This is a genomic window from Megasphaera sp. An286 (genome assembly GCF_002163455.1).
Lineage (GTDB): Bacteria > Bacillota > Negativicutes > Veillonellales > Megasphaeraceae > Megasphaera > Megasphaera stantonii.
Map to the genome: position 1 here is coordinate 1 of NZ_NFIY01000039.1, position 4,296 is coordinate 4,296.

General features: G+C 48.0%; 3 protein-coding genes. All 3 read left to right on the plus strand.

Translation table 11 applies throughout. The features are described 5' to 3' along the window. Positions 1 to 145: 145 nt before the first annotated feature. The gene (locus B5F80_RS11025) at positions 146 to 562 is read left to right on the plus strand and encodes a MaoC family dehydratase (RefSeq protein ID WP_087478870.1); all 417 of its coding nucleotides are present in this window, start codon (positions 146 to 148) and stop codon (positions 560 to 562) included. Between the two features lie 793 nt (positions 563 to 1,355). Next, on the plus strand, positions 1,356 to 2,771 hold the full coding sequence (locus B5F80_RS11030; protein ID WP_087478871.1) for a GntP family permease: 1,416 nt from the start codon (positions 1,356 to 1,358) through the stop codon (positions 2,769 to 2,771). 63 nt (positions 2,772 to 2,834) lie between these two features. Beyond that, positions 2,835 to 4,296 (plus strand): malonate decarboxylase subunit alpha (locus tag B5F80_RS11035; protein ID WP_087478872.1); only part of this gene is annotated, 1,462 nt, incomplete at its 3' end.

Below are 4,296 nucleotides of genomic sequence, written 5' to 3' on the forward strand. Positions count from 1 at the left end.
TCGAAAAAGACGTATTGGCATACATGGACTTCAAGCCCATCGTCAAAGACGTCAAGCTGATGGACGCTCGTATCTTTGAAGACAAACCCATGGGTTTGGAACTGTAATAGTATATCCGTAAGGTAAGCAAGGAGGAGATGCAGAAATGGCAAAAGACGTAAAATATGAAGATATTAAGATCGGTGATAAAGCATCTGTATCGAAGACGATTTCCGAATTCGACGTATATGCCTTTGCCGGCGTAACGACGGACTTCAACCCCGTTCACATCAACAAAGAATTCGCTAAGGATTCCATGTTCAAACAGCGCATTGCCCATGGCATGTTGTCGGCAGGCCTGATTTCGGCCGTACTGGGCACGGAGCTGCCGGGCGTGAACACGATTTACATGAATCAGTCCCTCAGCTTCCTGGCACCGGTATTCTACGGTGATACGCTGACCGCGACGGTAGAATGCAAGGAAAAAGACGATGCAAAACACCGCATTATCTTCAAGACGACCGTAACCAATCAGGACGGCAAGGTCGTAACGGACGGCGAAGCCCGCGTCATGAAAAAATAAGTCAAACGCTCGCTCGTATCCGATGTATCCGGACTTAGAAGCCTAAGCCGATGATTCACTGCTTACATGATTCACCGACAACATGTCCGGTTAAGTAAACGAAACCAACCTTTTAAGTGCTTACAAGCTCTTGCCAACTTGTCTAACCCACATGACAGGTTGGCAAGAGTCTTTTTTTTTTACAAAATTACTAATGAAGCAGTGAAACACTGTATAAAAAATGGCAATGAGAAGAAGAGGATAGTGCTATATGTGCCGTATATATTGATTTAAATATATGGATATGCGATATAATAGAGGAAGAATGTTCATTTTTGAACAAAAAGAATCATTCCCTTCCTTTTTTCAGCTAGATTAAAAACGCATAATACTTTCTTCGTTTTTTATTGCAGAGAAACAAAAAAGTTTTTTTCTTTTAGAACTGCTACGAGGACTTGAATTAAAGTACAGCATACATGCGTCTATCAGTATTTCATAATAAGGAACAATAGTGTCTGGAATAGACTTTTTATACTTTTTTTCATTCAAGGAATGCAAAGGAAGTCAAAGAATATGGGATAAAATAGCTCTTGAGACGTAAAGCGTTTTACAAGTGAAGAATGAAATTATTTCATATATTAAATGAAGACAGACCATTTTACTTTGCTGAAATGGAAATGCTATGATGAATGTGTAGAATGCATTTTTAGATTTCAATATCCTGAATATTAAGAATGCATTAGCCATGGCTGTTTTATTTTTTAGTCCTTTTAAGTTCTAATTGTCACAAAGTTATAAGGAGTTGAGAGTACACATGGATTTTAACATTCTCGTCATCTTACTCAGCTTGATCGGCCTGATAACGTTCGCATACCGCGGCTTCTCCGTTATCATGATGGCCCCGATCATGGCTATCCTGGCGGCTACGCTGACTGGTTTAGACCTCATGCCTTCATACACCGAATTATTCATGGGTAAAGCCGTAACGTACATCAAATCGTACTTCCCGGTATTCATGTTAGGTGCTATTTTTGGTAAGGTCATGGAAGAAACGGGTCTTGCCCGTGGTTTGGCCAGCGCTATCATCAATGGCTTGGGCAAAGAACCTACAAAAGCCGTTATTTCTATCGTATTGGCCGGTTCGATCCTGACCTACGGCGGCGTTCTCATGTTCGTCGTTGTATTCGCAGTATATCCGTTCGCAGCAGCCCTCTTTAAAGAAGCTGACTATCCGAAACACCTGATTCCGGCCTGCATCGCTTTGGGTGCATTTACGGCTACGATGGACTGCTTGCCCGGTACTCCGCAGATTCAGAACATTATCCCGACGACATATTTCGGCACGAACCTTTATGCCGGCCCGCTTGCTGGTATCATCGGCGCCGTCATCATTTATGGCGTTGGCGGTTTCTTTATTATCCATCGTTTGAAATCCTGCATCGCTAAAGGCGAAGGCTATGGCAATCATACGCTGAACGAACCTGTACTGGACCCGAACGCAAAATTGTTCTCCTGGCAGGTTGCTTGTCTCCCCTTGCTGACTGTATTGGTCGTTAACTTCGTCGTTACGGAATTCGTTGCTTGGAATCCTGATATCCTCGTTCCGTTCCAGCACATGAAGGGCGTTCCCCTCGTAGCTGCTAAAGTGCAGAACGTAGTTAGTATCTGGGCTTTGATCATCGCTCTCGTATGCGGCATTATCGTCGCTTTGATTGCTGGCTGGCGCGAAGTTAAGACTGTAGACAGCATGTCCAAGATCCTCAATGCCGGTGCTATCGGTTCCCTGCTCGCTATCATGAACACGGCATCCGAAGTTGGCTACGGCAACGTTATCTCCCAGCTCCCGGGCTTTGCTGAAGTAGCAGGCTTCCTCATGAGCATTCATATCGGCGGCACGCCGCTCGTATCCGAAGCTGTCAGCGTAACGGTACTTGCTGGTATTACAGGTTCTGCTTCCGGCGGTATGGCTATCGCTTTGGAATTAATGTCTCAGGATTGGCTCGCTTGGGCACAGTCCATCGGCATGGGTCCGGAAATCCTCCACCGTGTTGCTTCCATGGCTTCCGGCGGTTTGGATACCTTGCCCCACAACGGCGCTATCATCACGCTGCTCGCAGTTTGCGGCTTGACGCATAAAGAATCGTATAAAGATATCTTCGTAATTACGGTACTGAAGACCTTCACCGTATTCGTCATCATCTTTATCTATTCTGTAACAGGGCTTCACTAAGATACATCAACATATACAAACATCTGTAAGGTTTGAGATGTAACACAAAAGGAGATGCTCATCATGGCAAAATTTGTAACGGCTGCTGAAGCAGTGCAGCAAATTAAAGACGGCGCAACGATCGCAACGAGCGGTTTCGTCGGCGGTTTGATTCCGGAAGCAGTATTGAAAGAAATGGAAGCTTCCTTTAGAGCTAACAACACGCCTAAAGACATGACAGTTATTTATGCTGCAGGCCAGGGCGACAGCGGCGAACGCGGCCTGAACCACCTCGGCGACGAAGGCATGCTGAAACGTATTATCGGCGGTCACTTCAACCTGACACCGCGTTTGGGCGAATTGGTAAATAACAATAAAGTAGAAGCCTACAACCTGCCGCAGGGCACGTTGTCCCAGTGGTTCCGCGACATCGCGGGCCGCCGTCCCGGCACGATTACCAAAGTCGGCCTCCGTACCTTCGTTGATCCTCGTCTGGAAGGCGGCAAAATCAACGATGTAACGAAGGAAGATATCGTTGAAGTTATTGAATTGGGCGGCGAAGAATGGCTCTGGTATCATCCGCACAAAATTGATGTAGCTATCATCCGCGGCACGACAGCCGACGAAGACGGCAACGTTACGATGGACGGCGAAATCGGCACGGGCGAAGCCTTGGCTATCGCTGAAGCGGCTAAAGCCTGCGGCGGCATCGTTATCGTTCAGGTAAAAGATGTAGCAGCCAAGAATACGCTGGACCCGAGAGACGTTAAGATCCCCGGCGTAATCGTCGACTATGTCGTAAAAGCTGACGAAGCTGACCATATGATGACTTGGGATTATGCGTACAACCCGGCATTCAACGGCGATGTAAAAGTTCCTCTGGATTCGGTAGCTCCGCTGAAACTGAACAACCGCAAGATCATTGCCCGCCGCTGCGCTATGGAACTGATTCCCGACGCAGTCGTAAACCTCGGTATCGGCATGCCTGAAGGCGTTTCCATCGTTGCCGCTGAAGAAGGCATCGACAGCATGGTACTGACGACAGAAGCAGGCACCATCGGCGGCGTACCGGCCGGCGGCCTGAGCTTCGGCGCAGCCACGAACGCCTCGGTTATCCTCGACCAGCCGTACCAGTTTGACTTCTATGACGGCGGCGGCGTAGACCTGGCAATCCTCGGCTTGGCTGAATCGGACGTCAACGGCAACATCAACGTAAGTAAGTTCAACGGCCGTGTAGCAGGCTGCGGCGGCTTCATCAACATCACGCAGAACTCCAAGAAGGTAATCTTCTGCGGCACCTTCACAGCCGGCGGCCTGAAGGAAGAAGTCAAAGACGGCAAACTGGTCATCACGAGCGAAGGCCGGAATAAGAAGTTCCTGAATCAGGTAGAACAGGTAACGTTCAGCGGCGCCTATGCAAATGCCGTAGGACAGCCCGTACTGTACGTCACGGAACGCGCCGTATTCAAGCTGACTCCGGAAGGCTTGGAACTGATCGAAGTGGCACCGGGCATCGACATCGAAAAAGACGTATTGGCATACATGG

What these genes read in the sequence shown, in the direction of transcription:
- B5F80_RS11030 (WP_087478871.1), top strand. Translation starts at nt 1,356, where the DNA reads ATGGATTTTAACATTCTCGTCATCTTACTCAGCTTGATCGGCCTGATA.
- B5F80_RS11025 (WP_087478870.1), top strand. Translation starts at nt 146, where the DNA reads ATGGCAAAAGACGTAAAATATGAAGATATTAAGATCGGTGATAAAGCA.